This window comes from Flavobacterium psychrophilum DSM 3660 = ATCC 49418 (assembly GCF_002217405.1).
GTDB lineage: Bacteria > Bacteroidota > Bacteroidia > Flavobacteriales > Flavobacteriaceae > Flavobacterium > Flavobacterium psychrophilum.
Genome location: NZ_MUHE01000021.1, coordinates 18,689 through 35,230, shown reverse-complemented (window position 1 = coordinate 35,230; position 16,542 = coordinate 18,689). Strand labels below are relative to the sequence as shown.

Below are 16,542 nucleotides of genomic sequence, written 5' to 3'. Positions count from 1 at the left end.
TGTCAGAATTTTTCTTTTGCATTATCTTTGTAAAAGAATTTGACTTATGGAAAAGATTATCGAAGAAAGCAAACAAGGCGGAAGTCTTATTTTAGAAAACAAACCAGAAAACACCAAGAAACTTTTTATAGAGAGTTACGGTTGTGCGATGAATTTTTCGGACTCGGAAATTGTAGCCTCTATACTTTCTGGAAATGGCTATAATACTACAAATGTACTGGAAGAAGCCGATTTGGTTTTGGTAAATACCTGCTCTATTCGTGATAAAGCAGAACAAACCATTCGCAAGCGCTTAGAGAAATATAATGCCGTAAAACGCATTAACCCCAAAATGAAAGTAGGCGTTTTAGGCTGTATGGCCGAACGTTTGAAAGACAAATTTCTGGAAGAAGAAAAAATTGTAGATCTAGTCGTGGGGCCTGATGCTTATAAAGATTTGCCCAATTTATTGAACGAAGTTGAAGAAGGTCGTGATGCCATAAATGTGATTTTGAGTAAAGATGAAACATATGGCGATATTTCTCCCGTTAGATTGATGAGCAACGGAATTACAGCCCTAGTTGCAATTACTCGTGGTTGCGATAATATGTGTACCTTTTGCGTAGTGCCCTTTACTCGTGGCCGCGAACGCAGCCGTGAACCGCAAAGCATCATGGCAGAAATTCAGGATTTGTGGCACAAAGGGTTTAAAGAAATTACGCTTTTAGGCCAGAATGTAGACAGTTACCTTTGGTATGGTGGCGGATTGAAAAAAGATTTCACAAATGCTAGCGAAATACAAAAAGCGACTGCTGTCGATTTTGACCAATTACTAGAAATGGTGGCGGTTGGTTTTCCCAAAATGAGAATTCGTTTTTCGACCTCTAATCCGCAAGATATGCACGAAAGTATATTACATGTTATGGCTAAACATAGCAACATCTGCAAACACATTCACCTACCCGTTCAATCAGGAAGCAATCGTATATTAAAAGAAATGAATCGCTTGCACACGCGTGAAGAGTATATGATTTTGATTGATAAAATTAGAGCAATTATTCCAAACGCATCGATCTCGCAAGACATGATTGCTGGTTTTCCTACCGAAACAGAAGAAGACCATCAAGACACTATAAGTTTGATGCAATATGTAAAGTATAATTTCGGTTATATGTATTCGTATTCAGAACGCCCAGGAACATTGGCAGGTCGCAAAATGAAAGACGATGTTTCTGATGAAATAAAAGCCAGAAGATTGCAAGAAATTGTCGATTTGCAACAAAAACACGCTTGGTGGCGAAGTGAAGATTTTATAGGTCAAACTGTAGAAGTTTTAGTAGAAAAAGTATCTAAAAAATCGACCGAAGAGTTTTCAGGGAGGAATTCGCAAAGCATTACGGTCGTTTTTCCTAAAGAGCATTATAAGATTGGAGATTTTGTAAATGTAAAGATTAAAAGTTGTACAAGCGGAACTTTAAAAGGAGAAGCCGTTGGATATTCTGAAATGAATTAAAAAACATTAACCACAAATTAATACAAATTTCTTTTTATAATAATCATGATGTAAACAATGGCTATTTAAAAATTGTGCTGATTTATATAATTTGTGGTAAAAAATAGAGCATCAATTTATACAAAAAAGAAGCATCTTATAAAATTATTGGCCTCTGCATAGAAGCCCATCGAATCTTAAGAAAAGACTTAGATAAAATTGTTTACAAAGATGCTTTAGAATACGAATTTAAAAAATGATATCTCATCTGAAAGATAAAAAGATGTAATTCTAGCACATCAGTTTTATGCGAATTTCATGGTTTTTGATCAAATTATTTTAGAAAAAAAATAAAAATAGAGACGAACATATTGCGTAAACTTTAAATTATATAAATACTGCCTAAAACAAATTAGGAATAATAGTAAATTGCAAAAACAAATCTTTACAACACAAAAGAATAATTATTTAAAAGAGATTCGTGTAATTCGTGGTGAAAGAAAATTATGGAAACAGTACAATCAATAAAACAAAGATTCGAAATTATTGGAAACGATCCGAAACTAAATCGTGCCATAGAAAAAGCCATTCAGGTTGCTCCTACTGACATTTCGGTATTAGTAGCCGGAGAAAGTGGTGTTGGTAAAGAAAATATTCCAAGAATAATACACTCCCTTTCGCACAGAAAACACGGAAAATACATTGCTGTAAACTGTGGTGCTATTCCCGAAGGAACCATAGATAGCGAACTCTTTGGACATGAAAAAGGCGCATTTACCGGAGCAACAGGAACTCGTGAAGGGTATTTTGAAGTAGCCGATGGTGGTACTATCTTTCTAGATGAAGTAGGCGAATTACCACTAACAACACAAGTACGTTTGTTGCGTGTTTTAGAAAACGGAGAGTTTATAAAAGTAGGATCAAGCCAAGTACAAAAAACTAATGTACGAATTGTAGCCGCAACCAATGTTAATTTATTTGATGCCATCGAAAAAGGAAAATTTCGTGAAGATTTATATTACAGACTAAGCACCGTCGATATTTTACTACCACCTTTACGTGACCGAAAAGATGACATTCATTTATTATTTAGGAAATTTGCTGCAGATTTTGCACACAAATACAAAATGCCGCCTTTGCGCTTAGACGATAACGCAGTTTCTGTTTTACAAAAATTTCGCTGGTCAGGAAACATTCGGCAGTTGCGAAACATGGCAGAACAAATCTCTGTATTAGAAACCAATCGTGACATATCGGGCAATACTTTGTTATCCTATTTGCCCCAAGAAGGAACTAATTTGCCTTCGGTCATTAAAAATAAAAAATCAGAAAACGACTTTTCGACCGAAAGAGATATTTTATATAAAGTTCTTTTCGACATGAAAAGCGATTTGCACGATTTGAAAAAACTCACCTTAGAATTAATAAAAAACGGCCCTGCAAATGCACAAGAAATAAACACCAGTTTAATACAAAAAATATACGGTTCTAAAGAAGTTAATAGCGAAATTTCGTTTGAAGAAGAACCAAGAAATCCAACATTCAACAACCATAATGAAGAAAGTGTTTTTGATGAAAATGAAGAAGAATTTCATTTCGCAGAAACAATCGAAGAAGAAGAGGTCTTAAAACTAGAACAACGAGAAATTGAAATGATTAAAAAATCATTAGAAAAAAACAAAGGAAAACGCAAAGCTGCTGCCGACGAATTAGGCATTTCCGAAAGAACTTTATACAGAAAAATAAAACAATTTGACCTTTAATTGACAAACGGATAATTTTAATTAAATATCTTTGATAATAACCTGGCAACTCACAAAGCCATTTTTTAGATAAAATGAATAAAATAAAACACATAATTTTAATTTCCTCCTTTTTTGTGCTACAAGGTTGTTCAGTTTACAATTTTACTGGAACAGGAAAAATAGACGCAAAAACTTTTCAAGTAAGTTATTTTCAGAATGTCTCACCGCTAGTAGAACCAGGAATAGACCGAGATTTTACAAGGAGATTACAAGATTTAATACAAAACCAGACCAACCTAAATCTAACCGCAACAGATGGCGATTTAGTTTACGAAGGCGAAATTGTAGATTACAGAATCAGCCCAATGTCTGCAACTGCCGATCTAACTGCAGCACAAAGTAGATTATCAATAACTATCAATCTTAAGTTTTCAAACAAAAAGAAGCCAGAAGAAGATTTCGAGAAACGTTTTTCTTTTTATGATGATTTTCCCGGCAACAATTTACCAACAGGCGCACAACTAAAAAAATCGCTTGAAATAATTTTCGAACGCATATCTCAAGATATGTTCAAAGATACATTAGCAAAATGGTAATGTTTTAAACATTAAATTTTAGCCAATATACAATCAGATCAAAATCTGAAATCCGACCCAAGTACCAGCAAACTGGCAAAGAAAATCTGAAATCTAAAAATGAACGTAACAGAATATACTTATCTACTAAACAACCCAGAAGCCTTCAACAACAGGCAAATAATTGCTTTAGAAAAAATCTTAGATGATTTTCCTTATTTTCAAAGTGCCAGAAGTTTACAATTAAAAAATTTATACAAACAAGGTAGTTTCAAATACAATTCTGAATTAAAAAAGACGGCAACTTTTACAACCGATAGAAGTATATTATTTGATTTGATAACTTCCGAAAATTTTATAAGCATCAACAAAGAACCAATTGAAGAAGCTAAAACCCTACACACAACACTTGTAGAGAACACCACTCTAATTATTGAGAATGATGTAAAACCTGAAATAAATAAACTCGAAAAATCGATTATTTCATCAATCAAAAAAGCCAATCAAGATCTTCAAGAAAAAACAACACCAGAAGTAGCTAAAAATCTAACCACCGAAGAAAAATTAGAAATAGGGAAACCCTTAATATTTAATAATTCCGAAACCCATTCGTTTCAAGAATGGTTACAATTAGCAAAAATAAAACCCATAATTAGAGAAGAAAATCAAATTTCAGAAAATAATTTATCGTCAAAATTAGAAATTATCGACAAATTCATAGAAACAAATCCTAAAATTTCGCCAGCAAAAAAAGACACTTTAACACCAGTTATTACTATAAAAACAGAAGATAATTCATATCTAATGACCGAAACTTTAGCCAAAGTTTATTTAGAACAAAAAAAATATAGTAAAGCAATTCAAGCTTATGAAATATTAATTTTGAAATATCCAGAAAAAATTACTTTCTTTGCAGACAGAATTTCGGATATAAAAATGTTACAACAAAATAATAATAGTTAAACAATGAGCACATTTACAATTTTTTTGGTCTTAATAACAATAGTTTGTTTTTTACTTATCGTAGTCATAATGGTTCAAAACCCTAAGGGTGGCGGATTATCTTCTTCTATAAGCGGTTCCACTCAAATGGGAGGCGTACAAAAAACAACAGACTTTTTAGATAAAAGTACTTGGTATCTTGGTGCTATATTAATTGTATTAATTTTAATGTCAAGCTTAAGCTTTAATGGAAACAACAGCGATACTGGATCAAAAGTAATTGATGAAAGCGCTCTTGCAGCACCAGCAATTCCAACTGCACCACAAGCAACTCCAGCAGCTACAAAAACAACCGAAACACCTGCTACAAAACCAGTAACAGAAGGAACAAAAAAATAATTTCTAACGAAATACAAAACCAAAGTGCCAGCCTGTCAATGCTGGCATTTTTTATTAAGAAAAAATGTCAGTTTTAAATCCTTGGCATAATTTCTGAAAAGACAATAACAGCATTAAAACAAAATAAACATATAATATTATGGCATTAAATATCAAACCACTTGCAGATAGAGTTCTTATAGAACCAGTAGCTGCCGAAACAAAAACAGCTTCAGGAATTTTTATTCCAGACACTGCCAAAGAGAAACCACAAAAAGGAACCGTAGTTGCCATAGGAAATGGCAAAAAAGACGAACCACTTACTGTAAAAGTTGGAGATTCTGTCCTTTACGGAAAATACGCAGGAACCGAATTAAAGCTAGAAGGAAAAGATTACCTAATCATGCGTGAAGAAGACATTTTGGCAATTGTATAGCTTTAAAGAGAGATTTTAAAAAATATGATATTTGACAATTGGAGCATTCGATAATTTTGAAGGCTATAAAATAACTTCAACTTTTGGAAAACAAAAATCACACGCTTTAAGAAGTCAAATTAGAAGAGACTCTCCTTCTATTGCTACAAATATATGCGAAGGATAGAGAAGAAATTTAAGACAAAGAATTTAACCAATTTCTAAATATAGCCTTAGGTGCGCAAGTAAAACAGAATATTTATTAATTCTTCCTAAAGACTTAGATTATATTAAAAATAGAATCATTTGAAATCTTGGAAAAGTAATTTTACAAATTAAAACAAATACTGATTAATTAATAAGCAATAACCTTTATCATTAATCAACAAAAAAAACAAAAAAATAACCGCAGTTTGGTTTGGCACATTGTCTAAAACCTTCTGCCTAAAGCAAAAAAAAATGGCAAAAAATATAAAATTTGATATAGAAGCACGTGACGGATTAAAACGTGGCGTAGACGCATTAGCAAACGCAGTAAAAGTAACACTTGGACCAAAAGGACGTAATGTGATTATTGGAAAATCATTTGGCGGACCAACAGTCACCAAAGACGGAGTTACAGTGGCCAAAGAAATAGAATTACAAGACCCTCTAGAAAACATGGGAGCTCAAATGGTAAAAGAAGTAGCATCGAAAACCAATGATTTGGCTGGAGATGGAACTACAACGGCAACCGTTTTAGCACAAGCTATCGTAAAAGAAGGCTTAAAAAATGTAGCAGCTGGAGCTAACCCAATGGATTTAAAACGAGGAATAGACAAAGCTGTCGAAGCAATTGTTGCCGACTTGACAAAACAAGCTAAAGTTGTGGGAAGCGATTCAGAAAAAATAAAACAAATTGCGTCTATCTCTGCAAACAATGATGAAGTAATTGGCGAATTAATAGCAAACGCTTTCGCAAAAGTAGGAAAAGAAGGAGTTATCACTGTTGAAGAAGCCAAAGGAACAGATACTTATGTAGATGTTGTAGAAGGAATGCAATTCGATCGAGGATACCTTTCGCCATATTTTGTAACCAATCCTGAAAAAATGGATGCAGAATTAGAAAACCCTTACATCCTTCTGTATGATAAAAAAGTTTCTTCTCTAAAAGAATTATTACCCGTTCTTGAACCAGTAGCACAATCAGGAAAACCATTATTAATCATTGCCGAAGATGTAGACGGAGAAGCATTATCTACATTAGTAGTAAACAAACTACGTGGAGCCTTAAAAATTGCTGCTGTAAAAGCACCAGGTTTTGGCGACAGAAGAAAAGCAATGCTAGAAGATATTGCCATCTTAACAGGAGGAACTGTTATCTCTGAAGAAAGAGGATTTACTTTAGAAAACACAACCATCGAAATGTTAGGAACTGCAAAAAGAGTAACTATCGATAAAGACAACACTACAATTGTAAGTGGCGCCGGAGAAGCTGATATGATTAAAAATCGTGTAAACCAAATAAAAGGTCAAATGGAAGCTTCTACTTCTGATTATGACAAAGAAAAACTACAAGAACGCTTGGCTAAATTAGCTGGAGGTGTTGCTGTTCTCTATGTTGGCGCAGCTTCAGAAGTAGAAATGAAAGAAAAGAAAGACCGTGTAGACGATGCATTACACGCAACTCGCGCAGCTGTCGAAGAAGGAATAGTTGCAGGTGGTGGCGTAGCGTTACTAAGAGCTAAAAACGTCTTAAAAGACATTAAAGCAGACAATGCCGATGAAGCCACAGGAATTCAAATCGTATCTCGTGCAGTAGAAGCTCCCCTAAGAACCATTGTAGAAAACGCAGGTCTAGAAGGCTCTGTAGTAGTTGCAAAAGTTGCCGAAGGTTCTGGTGATTTTGGTTACAATGCTAAAACTGATGAATATGTAGATATGCTAAAAGCTGGAATTATAGACCCTAAAAAAGTAACCCGTGTAGCCTTAGAAAACGCTGCTTCAGTTGCAGGAATGATCCTTACTACCGAATGCGCTTTAGTAGAAATAAAAGAAGAAAATGCTGGTGGCGGACAAATGGGTGGCGGTATGCCAGGCATGATGTAAGACAAAGCTTATTATAACATAAAAAATCAGGTAAAAATTTTACCTGATTTTTTTTTATAACACTATTTTCTAAAAACACCAAAACAAAAACCATGTTCCGCTATTATCCTTATCAACTAACAAACAGAATAAAATTTACTTTTAAGGTTACAATACCGTTTTAGCCTTAAAAACAGAGGGATATTTAGTGTATATATTGTCTTACAAAGAACTAGAAATCTCATAATCTGAATAACTTAATAGCATTTCTCATTCCTCGCAATAACAAACCAATATTTGTTATTACAAGTAAATTCGATAATAAAATGGTATAACATTGTCATTTCAACCAAGGAAAAACAACAAATTGTATATTTTTATATCATAGCAAATTCAAACCTAAAAATAGTGCAAACAATCCCATTAGAAACCTAAAAGCATAAAAAAACCACGCAAAACACGTGGTTTTTATAATATATCTAAAAACAATATCATTTTAAAATTTAAAAGCGTCAAATATTTTAAAAATTCTCACTTCAACAAGCAAAAGCACGAATTAATAACGCAATCACTCGAAAATCATAACAATTAAATCTTCTTCATCTGATCCTTCATCATTTTAACCTGATCTTTCAACATATTTTGCTTATCTAATTTTTTAACTTCAGACAATAAATTAGTAGCCTCTATCTTACGCCTTCTACTTAAAGCAATTCCTGCCAAATTTAGTTTTGCAAGGGCCAAATCCTGATCCATACTTAATCCCAGACTAATCGCCTTCTTAAAATATTTTTCTGCTTGGATTAAATTAGACTGAGAAAGCATCAAACCGTGCAAATAATTAAAATAACCTTGTTGCTTTTGGACCAATGCCGTCTCTGGATTTTTTATCTTATTCAACCAATTTTGCGCCCCCACAAAATCTTGTTTTCGTAACTTCAGGAAAGCCAAAAGAATAAATTCGTTTTTAAAATACAAGAAAACAGGAATTGCCGTTAGCAAAATAAGGAAAATTCCGTTCCCAATATTCCCTTCGGTAAATTGCCAAATTCCAGTAAATATAATCAGAGCCGCTATTACAAGCTTAATATTTCTATGAAACATAGTAGAGTTTTTATAAATGAATGGCAAATATAGTAAAAGAATTAAAATATTTTTATAAAACCACTTGCAAGAAAAAAAAATCATTGTATATTTGCACTCGGTTTGAAAGAAACCTGCAACAAGATATATATAAAAGAATTTAAACATACACAAAATGAGCAAAAGAACGTTCCAACCATCGAAAAGAAAAAGAAGAAACAAACACGGATTCATGGACAGAATGGCTTCTGCAAATGGAAGAAAAGTTTTAGCTCGTCGTCGTGCTAAAGGAAGACATAAATTAACTGTTTCTTGCGAACCAAGACACAAAAAATAATGATCTAACAATCAATATAGAGCCGTTACTTTTATTAGTAGCGGCTTTTTTTTAAATCCGTTCATAAAACAGTATTAATTATTTGAAGCTATTTCCCGCTATTCCCTCAATCTTTTTATTTTTAAAGGAAAAATAAAAAATTTGATATTAAGAGGAGAAAGCCCAGTGGGTTTCAGGTATAAGCTTTAGCTCGCTAAATTGAGCAACTAATAACACAACTAACTACAACTACGATGCCAAAAGACAATTCAATAAAATCGGTTTTAATTATAGGATCAGGACCAATCGTAATCGGGCAAGCTTGCGAATTCGATTATGCAGGATCACAATCAGCACGTTCTATTCGTGAAGAAGGAATCGAGGTAATCCTTATCAATTCTAACCCAGCAACCATCATGACTGATCCAACCATGGCAGATCATGTATATTTGTTACCACTGACCACAAAATCTATCATTCAAATCCTAAAAGAACATCCACAAATTGATGCGGTTTTGCCAACAATGGGCGGACAAACAGCCTTAAATCTTTGTTTAGAAGCTGACGAAAAAGGAATTTGGAAAGATTTTAATGTAAAACTAATTGGTGTCGATGTAAACGCTATCGAAATTACCGAAGACCGAGAAAAATTTAAAAACCTTTTAAATAAAATAGGCATTCCGCAAGCCCCTGCAAAAACCGCAACATCTTTCCTTAAAGGAAAAGAAATTGCGCAAGAATTTGGTTTCCCGCTAGTAATTCGACCTTCATTCACCTTAGGAGGAACAGGAGCTGCCATTGTTTACAAAAAAGAAGATTTCGACGAAAAACTAACCTACGGATTAGAAATGTCACCCATTCACGAAGTCCTTATCGACAAAGCATTAATGGGGTGGAAAGAATACGAATTAGAATTACTTCGTGACAAAAATGACAATGTTGTTATTATTTGTACTATAGAAAACATGGATCCAATGGGGATTCATACAGGAGATTCTATAACCGTAGCACCAGCCATGACGCTATCTGACACGACATTCCAAAAAATGCGTGATATGGCGATTTTAATGATGCGTAGTATTGGAAATTTCGCAGGAGGTTGTAACGTGCAATTTGCCGTTTCGCCCGATGATAAAGAAGATATTGTAGCGATTGAAATAAACCCTCGTGTGTCGCGCTCGTCAGCATTAGCATCTAAAGCAACGGGGTATCCTATTGCAAAAATTGCTTCGAAACTGGCTTTGGGTTATCATTTAGATGAACTTCAAAATCAAATTACAAAATCGACCTCAGCTTTATTCGAACCTACTTTAGATTATGTGATTGTAAAAATTCCACGTTGGAATTTCGACAAATTTGAAGGTGCTGATAGAACATTAGGTCTGCAAATGAAATCAGTTGGAGAAGTAATGGGGATTGGACGTTCGTTTCAAGAAGCATTGCATAAAGCCACACAATCACTCGAAATTAAACGAAACGGACTGGGTGCAGACGGAAAAGGCTACAAAAATTACGAGCAAATTATCGACAAACTTACCCACGCCAGTTGGGACAGGGTTTTTGTAATTTATGATGCGATTGCCATGGGAATTCCGTTGTCACGTATTCACGAAATCACAAAAATAGACATGTGGTTTTTAAAACAATACGAAGAATTATACAGTTTAGAAAAAGAAATTTCTAAATATAAAATAGATACTTTACCTAGAGATTTATTACTAGAAGCCAAACAAAAAGGCTTTGCCGACAGACAAATTGCCCACATGATGGGTTGTCTAGAAAGTCAAGTTTATAAATTACGTGAAGAGCAAAACATTAATAGAGTATATAAATTAGTAGATACTTGTGCTGCCGAATTTAAAGCCCTTACCCCTTACTACTACTCGACTTTTGAGGCTGAAATAGAAACTGCTTCAGGCGAAAAACACGTACACAACGAAAGCATCGTAACTCCAAAAAAGAAAGTCGTTGTTTTGGGTTCTGGACCCAATAGAATTGGGCAAGGAATCGAATTTGATTACTCTTGTGTACACGGAGTTTTAGCCGCTAAAGAATGTGGTTACGAAACCATCATGATAAACTGTAATCCAGAAACGGTTTCGACCGATTTTGATACGGCCGATAAATTATATTTCGAACCTGTTTTTTGGGAACATATTTACGATATTATCCGTCATGAAAAACCAGAAGGAGTTATAGTACAATTAGGCGGACAAACTGCCTTAAAACTAGCCGAAAAATTATCTAAATATGGCATAAAAATTCTTGGAACTTCTTTTGATGCTTTAGATTTAGCCGAAGACAGAGGCCGTTTTTCAGAATTATTAACCGATTTAAAAATCCCGTTTCCACAATTCGGAATCGCAGAAAATGCAGACGAAGCTTCAGCTCTTGCAGATGTTTTAGATTTTCCATTACTCGTTCGCCCTTCGTATGTATTAGGTGGACAAGGAATGAAAATTGTCATCAATAAACAAGAACTCGAAGAGCATGTTATCGATTTATTGAAAAATATACCAGGAAACAAATTGCTTTTAGACCATTATTTAGATGGTGCCATTGAAGCCGAAGCCGATGCCATTTGCGATGGAGAAAATGTGTACATTATAGGAATCATGGAACATATAGAACCTTGCGGTATTCACTCAGGCGATTCAAACGCGACTTTACCACCGTTTAATTTAGGTGAGTTTGTGATGCAACAAATAAAAGACCATACAAAGAAAATTGCATTAGCACTTAGAACTGTTGGATTAATAAACATTCAATTTGCAATAAAAGATGATACAGTTTACATTATCGAAGCCAATCCAAGAGCCTCTAGAACGGTTCCGTTTATAGCAAAAGCCTATGGCGAACCGTATGTGAATTATGCTACAAAAGTCATGTTAGGACATCATAAAGTAACAGATTTTACATTTAATCCGCAACTAAAAGGATATGCGATTAAGCAACCTGTTTTCTCGTTTAGTAAATTTCAAAATGTAAATAAAGCTTTAGGGCCAGAAATGAAATCTACAGGTGAAAGTATTTTATTTATAGACGATTTAAAAGATGATCAGTTTTATGAATTGTACTCTAGACGAAAAATGTATTTAAGTAAATAAAATGGAAAGTCCCTTAATTGGGACTTTTTTTATGAATAAAAAATACTCTAAATTTACCGTATGAAAGTATTTAAAAAAACAAGAAAAAACCTTAAAACAGACAACCAAACTGGTTTTGGAACTAATGCTTCTAATTATGGTGGACGATTTTTAGCAAAAGACGGCTCAGCTAATATTGAAAAAAGAGGTTTGCCTTTTTTTGATCAGATTAGTTGGTTTCACACACTTTTGCGCTTGCCTGCGTGGAAATTTCAATTAATGATCTTTTTGGTTTTTATTTTCGTTAATTTTATTTTTGCCACCATCTATTATTTTATTGGCATCGAACATTTAAACGGTATTATTGCCAGTTCTGAAATAGAAAAGTTTGGTCAAATTTATTTTTTTAGTGCACAAACATTTACAACAGTAGGATATGGGCATATAAGTCCCGAAGGATTTTTAACAAGCGCAGTTGCTTCTGGCGAAGCACTAATAGGACTTTTAGGATTTGCCATTGCCACAGGTTTATTCTACGGAAGGTTTAGTAGGCCAAAAGCACATTTAAAATTTTCTGAAAATGCTATAATCGCTCCTTTTCAAGGTGGAAAGTCATTAATGATTCGTGTCGCTTCTTATAAAAATACAAATTTGACTGATGCCGAAGCGAAACTAACACTAGCCATGACAGTTGAAGAAAACGGGGTATATGTAAATAGGTTTTTTCCGTTAGATTTAGAATATAGCACCATAAATGCTTTAACGTTAAGCTGGACCTTAGTACATCATATTACAGAAGAAAGCCCTTTGTTCGAATTTACTAAAGATGATTTTGCTAACGAAAAAGGAGAAGTTTTAGTGTTTCTGAAAGCTTTCGACGAAATGTTTAGCAATACAGTAGCTATTAGAACTTCCTATATTTTTAAAGAAATTGTGTACGGAGCCAAGTTTTTACAAATGTTTAAACATAGCAATGACAATACAAAAACCATCATTCATATAGATAAACTTAATTTATTTGAAGAAATAAATTTTTAGAATTCAAATTTTATAACTCTAACTGAACATTATAATTTTTTAAATTTAATATCGCAGCATCAGATTTGAAATCGAAAACATCTTCATGTTCTTGCTTCTCTTTTCTAACGGCAATCATTTTTAAGCAATTATAGAAACGTCTAATTTCGTCATGATTCGACAAAATAAGCCCTGGAACCAATGCGTTTTTCCCATCAGTCTCTTTAGAAACCATCGTAAAATAACTAGAATTACAATGTTTGGCTACCCCTGTTCTAATATTTTCTGCTTCTACACGAATACCAATAATCATAGAACTTTTTCCTACATAATTAACACTAGCTTTCATTGTTACTAGCTCGCCAACTTCTATAGGATTTAAAAAATCGACAGTATCTACAGAAGCAGTCACGCAATAATTACCTGAGAATTTTGAAGCGCAAGCAAATGCAATTTGATCTAATAAGGACAAAATATAACCACCATGTATTTTTCCTGAAAAATTAGTATGCGAAGGCAACATTAATTCAGAAATAGTAACTTTAGATGCTTTTACGGTTTTAAAAATGCTATTCATTTATTTTAATTTAAATGGAGAAACATCTTTTTTTACAGCAGTAATAAAATATTTAGAATCGCCCCACCAAGGAAAAGTTTTGTAACGTTCTATATAAGTAATTTTTACATATTGCCCTTCCATCTCTTTAAAATCTGAAATCACTTTTTTTTCGCTGTCCATTATCGAAAAAGAAAAAATTTGAGCGCCAGAAATTCCTTGGCTAATTTCTCCTTCCCACGTTTTAAAAATCATTCCTTTGTGACTAAATTTTATTAATTCGCCAGAACGAACCCCTTCGCTATAAGTCGCATAGTATAAAAAAGTAAAATACCCCATAATGACTAAAACAAGGGTTGTAATTATGATAAAAAGGCTTTTTCGTAACATAATATTTTTAGTTTAAAAGATTGTTTTCATTGGCTTCAGCCCTATTTATAATACTCTCGGGCAAAGATTTTTTTGCTTTTGCACCCATTTTTTTTAACTTCTCAACACTGGTAACTAGGTTCCCTTTACCTTCTATAAGCTTGTTCATAGCACCTGAATACTCTATTTTACTTTCGTCAATTTTCTTTCCAATTTTTATCAAATCAGCAACAAAACCTTCAAATTTATCATATAAAGCACCTGCTTGACGTGCTATTTCTAAGGCATTTTCTTGTTGTTTTTGGTTTGCCCACATACTATCAATAGTACGCAATGTAGCTAATAATGTTGATGGCGTAACAATTACAATGTTTTTCTCGAAAGCCTTATTATACAAGGTAGTATCTTCGTTTAGTGCCAATGCAAAAGCGGGTTCTATTGGGATAAATAAAAGCACAAAATCAGGACTTTCCATTTGGTATAAATCATGGTAATTTTTATCGCCTAATTGTTCTACGTGTCGTTTGATTGAATTGATGTGTTCTTTGAGGTATCCAGATTTTAAAATATCATCTTCCTCATTAATGTATTTCTCGTAAGCAGTTAGAGATACTTTAGAATCGACAATCATTTTCTTGCCATCAGGTAAATTAATCACAACATCTGGAAAAACACGATTGCCTTCGGCGGTTGTAAAACTTTGCTGTACTATATATTCTCGACCTTTCTCTAATCCTGATTTTTCTAACACCCGTTCTAACACTAATTCGCCCCAATTACCTTGCATTTTGCTATCTCCTTTTAATGCCTTAGTAAGGTTTAATGTTTCTTTACTCATTTGCGCATTCATTTCGCTTAATCCCAGTATTTGCTGACGCAATGCTGCATGGTAGTCGATACTTTCTTTGTGTGTATCTTCGACTTTTTTTTCAAAATGAAGAATTTTGTCTTGCAAAGGAGTAAGAATATTTTTCATATTCTCTTTATTTTGTTCCGTAAATTTATTGGTTTTTTCTTCTAAAATTTTATTGGCTAAATTTTCAAATTCTTTGGTAAATTTTTCTTGCAATTGCTCGACTTCTTGTTTCTGGTCTTTATTTTTTTCTAAAAGAGAATCGAAATCGGCTTCTTTTTTTGCGAGTTGAATATTTGCAACTTCTTTTTCGGTACGAATTTGTTCTTTTTCGGTATTTAATTGAAGTAAAACTTTATCAAAAGAGCTTTTCTCGATTTGAGATTGTTCTTTTAATGCGTTTAATTTTTCTTCAAAAACATTTTTTTCGGATTGAAATTTTGCCGTAAAAATAATTTTTCCAATAAAAACCCCAATAAAAAGGGCAATTATAAATGATGCTAAAACTAAAACTTCTGACATTGATTACATTTTAAGATGTAAAAATAGGGAATAAAATCAATTTATTATTTTCAAAAATGATAAAATGAAAATGTATTTTTGCAAAATGACAATTCACCAACATTTTATCATTCATAAACCTTACGGATATTTATCTCAGTTTAAATACGAATTAAAACGCAAGAAAAAACTTTTAGGAGAATTATACGATTTTCCTGAAGGAATCATGGCAATTGGTCGGTTAGACGAAGATTCGGAAGGCTTATTACTACTAACAACCGATGGCAAAATGAGCGAAATAGTTCGTAGCAAGAAGGTTGAAAAAGAGTATTATGTTCAAGTTGATGGGCTTATAACCCAAGAAGCTATCGAAAAAATGAAAAATGGAGTAGAAATAGGTTTCGAGGGTACAAAATACATGACCAAACCTTGTAAAGCTTTTATTGTAAATGAAATTCCTAACTTTGGCGAGCGTGGCAAGAAAATTAGAGACGAACGTCACGGACCAACTTCATGGGCTTCTATCGTGGTAACCGAAGGAAAATTTCGTCAAGTAAGAAAAATGACTGCAGCTGTTGGTTTTCCAACTTTACGACTGGTAAGAGTTCGTGTAGGAAACATACATCTAGGCAATTTGCAGGCGAGAGAAGTTTTAGAAACGAGCGATTTTTCGAAAATAAATGAGAATATCAATGTCAAAAATTAATAAAAAATGCTAAACATAGTCTTGGTAGAACCAGAAATTCCTAACAATACAGGAAATATTGGTCGTTTGTGTGTAGGAACAGGAAATCGTTTGCACTTAATTCATCCGTTTGGGTTTGAAATTAATGACAAAAATTTGAAACGTTCTGGATTAGATTATTGGGTACATCTCGATTGGTTTCAATATAAAAATACGCAAGAATGGATAGACCAAATTCCAGATAAATCGAGAGTTTTTATGATGTCTTCTCATGCTCAAACATCATATTATGAAGCAAATTTTCAGGAAGGAGATTGGTTGGTTTTTGGTAAAGAAAGTGTAGGATTAAGCAAAGAGATTTTAAATTTATTCGAAAATCATTTAACAATTCCTATGTCTGATAAGATTAGAAGTTATAATATTGCTAATTCTGTAGCCTTTGTGGTAGGCGAAGCGAGAAGGCAGATTGCATTAAAAATTTAA

General features: G+C 33.4%; 17 protein-coding genes. 13 read left to right on the top strand and 4 right to left on the bottom strand.

Translation table 11 applies throughout. From position 1 onward, the window contains the following. Nucleotides 1–46 precede the first annotated feature (46 nt). From miaB to groL, 8 genes are all read left to right on the top strand, one after another. A complete protein-coding gene (gene miaB, locus B0A57_RS06220; RefSeq protein ID WP_011964081.1) occupies nt 47–1,492 on the top strand; it encodes a tRNA (N6-isopentenyl adenosine(37)-C2)-methylthiotransferase MiaB in 1,446 nt (481 codons plus the stop codon). A gap of 485 nt (nt 1,493–1,977) precedes the next feature. Continuing rightward, entirely contained in the window at nt 1,978–3,234 is a 1,257-nt protein-coding gene (locus B0A57_RS06210) for a sigma 54-interacting transcriptional regulator (protein ID WP_011964082.1), read from the top strand. A gap of 74 nt (nt 3,235–3,308) precedes the next feature. Beyond that, nucleotides 3,309–3,812, top strand: coding sequence for an LptE family protein (locus tag B0A57_RS06205; protein WP_011964083.1), 504 nt, complete (start codon nt 3,309–3,311; stop codon nt 3,810–3,812). Between the two features lie 99 nt (nt 3,813–3,911). Then, nucleotides 3,912–4,754 (top strand): tetratricopeptide repeat protein, encoded by an 843-nt coding sequence (locus B0A57_RS06200; protein ID WP_034098776.1) that lies wholly within the window; start codon nt 3,912–3,914, stop codon nt 4,752–4,754. A 3-nt stretch (nt 4,755–4,757) separates the two neighbouring features. Then, the gene (gene secG, locus B0A57_RS06195) at nt 4,758–5,132 is read left to right on the top strand and encodes a preprotein translocase subunit SecG (protein ID WP_011964085.1); all 375 of its coding nucleotides are present in this window, start codon (nt 4,758–4,760) and stop codon (nt 5,130–5,132) included. A 139-nt stretch (nt 5,133–5,271) separates the two neighbouring features. Further along, complete coding sequence (locus B0A57_RS06190; RefSeq protein WP_011964086.1) at nt 5,272–5,547, top strand: co-chaperone GroES; 276 nt, start codon at nt 5,272–5,274, stop codon at nt 5,545–5,547. Between the two features lie 31 nt (nt 5,548–5,578). Beyond that, nucleotides 5,579–5,713 carry a four helix bundle protein gene (locus B0A57_RS06185; RefSeq protein ID WP_080731698.1) on the top strand — a complete coding sequence of 45 codons (135 nt, stop codon included), beginning with the start codon at nt 5,579–5,581 and terminating at the stop codon, nt 5,711–5,713. Nucleotides 5,714–5,985: 272 nt separating this feature from the next. After that, a complete protein-coding gene (groL, locus tag B0A57_RS06180; protein ID WP_011964087.1) occupies nt 5,986–7,614 on the top strand; it encodes a chaperonin GroEL in 1,629 nt (542 codons plus the stop codon). 567 nt (nt 7,615–8,181) lie between these two features. On the opposite strand, the gene B0A57_RS06175 is transcribed toward groL, so the two are convergent. Beyond that, on the bottom strand, nt 8,182–8,697 hold the full coding sequence (locus B0A57_RS06175; RefSeq protein ID WP_011964088.1) for a membrane protein: 516 nt from the start codon (nt 8,695–8,697) through the stop codon (nt 8,182–8,184). A gap of 154 nt (nt 8,698–8,851) precedes the next feature. Here B0A57_RS06175 and rpmH point away from each other — a divergent pair, with 154 nt between their 5' ends. The 3 genes from rpmH to B0A57_RS06160 all read left to right on the top strand — a co-directional run bounded on the left by rpmH (nt 8,852) and on the right by B0A57_RS06160 (nt 13,116). Further along, nucleotides 8,852–9,013 carry a 50S ribosomal protein L34 gene (gene rpmH, locus B0A57_RS06170; protein WP_007136275.1) on the top strand — a complete coding sequence of 54 codons (162 nt, stop codon included), beginning with the start codon at nt 8,852–8,854 and terminating at the stop codon, nt 9,011–9,013. Nucleotides 9,014–9,246: 233 nt separating this feature from the next. Then, nucleotides 9,247–12,099 carry a carbamoyl-phosphate synthase large subunit gene (gene carB, locus B0A57_RS06165; RefSeq protein ID WP_011964089.1) on the top strand — a complete coding sequence of 951 codons (2,853 nt, stop codon included), beginning with the start codon at nt 9,247–9,249 and terminating at the stop codon, nt 12,097–12,099. A 60-nt stretch (nt 12,100–12,159) separates the two neighbouring features. Next, nucleotides 12,160–13,116: an ion channel gene (locus B0A57_RS06160; protein WP_011964090.1), complete on the top strand. Its 957-nt coding sequence runs from the start codon at nt 12,160–12,162 to the stop codon at nt 13,114–13,116. A 10-nt stretch (nt 13,117–13,126) separates the two neighbouring features. Here B0A57_RS06160 and B0A57_RS06155 read toward each other — a convergent pair whose 3' ends face one another. From B0A57_RS06155 to rmuC, 3 genes are read right to left on the bottom strand one after another with little or no spacing between them, the layout of a single operon-like run. Then, nucleotides 13,127–13,672, bottom strand: a complete 546-nt coding sequence (locus B0A57_RS06155; RefSeq protein WP_011964091.1) for an acyl-CoA thioesterase — start codon at nt 13,670–13,672, stop codon at nt 13,127–13,129. Then, nucleotides 13,673–14,041 carry a 6-phosphogluconate dehydrogenase gene (locus tag B0A57_RS06150; protein ID WP_011964092.1) on the bottom strand — a complete coding sequence of 123 codons (369 nt, stop codon included), beginning with the start codon at nt 14,039–14,041 and terminating at the stop codon, nt 13,673–13,675. 7 nt (nt 14,042–14,048) lie between these two features. After that, the gene (gene rmuC, locus B0A57_RS06145; RefSeq protein ID WP_034098779.1) at nt 14,049–15,395 is read right to left on the bottom strand and encodes a DNA recombination protein RmuC; all 1,347 of its coding nucleotides are present in this window, start codon (nt 15,393–15,395) and stop codon (nt 14,049–14,051) included. A 91-nt stretch (nt 15,396–15,486) separates the two neighbouring features. Here rmuC and B0A57_RS06140 point away from each other — a divergent pair, with 91 nt between their 5' ends. After that, a complete protein-coding gene (locus B0A57_RS06140; RefSeq protein ID WP_034098826.1) occupies nt 15,487–16,080 on the top strand; it encodes a pseudouridine synthase in 594 nt (197 codons plus the stop codon). Nucleotides 16,081–16,086: 6 nt separating this feature from the next. After that, nucleotides 16,087–16,542: a tRNA (cytidine(34)-2'-O)-methyltransferase gene (locus B0A57_RS06135; RefSeq protein ID WP_011964095.1), complete on the top strand. Its 456-nt coding sequence runs from the start codon at nt 16,087–16,089 to the stop codon at nt 16,540–16,542.

Coding starts and splice junctions, on each gene's coding strand:
- B0A57_RS06155 (WP_011964091.1), bottom strand. CDS start 13,672: ATGAATAGCATTTTTAAAACCGTAAAAGCATCTAAAGTTACTATTTCT.
- groL (WP_011964087.1), top strand. CDS start 5,986: ATGGCAAAAAATATAAAATTTGATATAGAAGCACGTGACGGATTAAAA.
- miaB (WP_011964081.1), top strand. CDS start 47: ATGGAAAAGATTATCGAAGAAAGCAAACAAGGCGGAAGTCTTATTTTA.
- B0A57_RS06200 (WP_034098776.1), top strand. CDS start 3,912: ATGAACGTAACAGAATATACTTATCTACTAAACAACCCAGAAGCCTTC.
- rpmH (WP_007136275.1), top strand. CDS start 8,852: ATGAGCAAAAGAACGTTCCAACCATCGAAAAGAAAAAGAAGAAACAAA.
- rmuC (WP_034098779.1), bottom strand. CDS start 15,395: ATGTCAGAAGTTTTAGTTTTAGCATCATTTATAATTGCCCTTTTTATT.
- B0A57_RS06210 (WP_011964082.1), top strand. CDS start 1,978: ATGGAAACAGTACAATCAATAAAACAAAGATTCGAAATTATTGGAAAC.
- B0A57_RS06175 (WP_011964088.1), bottom strand. CDS start 8,697: ATGTTTCATAGAAATATTAAGCTTGTAATAGCGGCTCTGATTATATTT.
- B0A57_RS06190 (WP_011964086.1), top strand. CDS start 5,272: ATGGCATTAAATATCAAACCACTTGCAGATAGAGTTCTTATAGAACCA.
- B0A57_RS06205 (WP_011964083.1), top strand. CDS start 3,309: ATGAATAAAATAAAACACATAATTTTAATTTCCTCCTTTTTTGTGCTA.
- carB (WP_011964089.1), top strand. CDS start 9,247: ATGCCAAAAGACAATTCAATAAAATCGGTTTTAATTATAGGATCAGGA.
- B0A57_RS06150 (WP_011964092.1), bottom strand. CDS start 14,041: ATGTTACGAAAAAGCCTTTTTATCATAATTACAACCCTTGTTTTAGTC.
- B0A57_RS06135 (WP_011964095.1), top strand. CDS start 16,087: ATGCTAAACATAGTCTTGGTAGAACCAGAAATTCCTAACAATACAGGA.
- B0A57_RS06160 (WP_011964090.1), top strand. CDS start 12,160: ATGAAAGTATTTAAAAAAACAAGAAAAAACCTTAAAACAGACAACCAA.
- secG (WP_011964085.1), top strand. CDS start 4,758: ATGAGCACATTTACAATTTTTTTGGTCTTAATAACAATAGTTTGTTTT.